The organism is Streptomyces sp. AC627_RSS907, from assembly GCF_019049165.1.
The window spans coordinates 1-575 of record NZ_JAGMUE010000765.1; the positions used below are offsets into that span (position 1 = coordinate 1).

General features: G+C 72.9%; 1 protein-coding gene. It reads right to left on the bottom strand.

Annotation, left to right across the window (positions count from 1 at the left end):
* A partial coding sequence (locus KUM32_RS38525; RefSeq protein WP_308408831.1) for a methyltransferase occupies nucleotides 1-485 on the bottom strand: 485 nt, incomplete at its 3' end.
* Nucleotides 486-575 lie beyond the last annotated feature (90 nt).

Genomic DNA, 575 nt, shown 5'->3' on the forward strand with positions numbered 1-575 from the left:
GGGCCGCACAGCGCGGAGTGGACGATGAGCAGCATGCCCTCCGCGGTCAGCAGGTGCGGTGCCATGGCGCAGAGTTGGTCCAGGTAACGCCGGCCGTCCAGACCCGCGTTCCAGGCCCGGGCCCGCCCCCGCTCGTGGTCGGCGTCCACGGGGCAGGGGACGTACGGCGGGTTGGCCGTGATCACGTCGTAGCGCTGGCGGTGCGTCAGGCAGGAGCGGAAGTCGCCGTGCTCGACGTGGACGGGCAGCCTGTTCAGCCACGCGTTGCAGCGGGCCGTCAGCACGGCGCGGTAGCAGGTGTCCACGGCGCGCACGCGCACCGCGCCCAGTCTGGCCGCCGTCAGCGCGATCAGCCCGGTGCCGGTGCACACGTCCAACGCGTGCGCGCCGCTGGGCACGGACGCGCGGTGCAACGCCTCTTGCAGGAGCAGCGAGTCCCCCTGCGGTCCGTACACGCCCCATGCCTTCACCAACACCGTGCCCACCTGCCGTTCCTTACGTCGTGCACCGCCCGCGCGGCTGGTGCTGTCAATGGTCGGGGTGCGCCGTGGGCTCACAGCCGTGGCGCGTAGGGG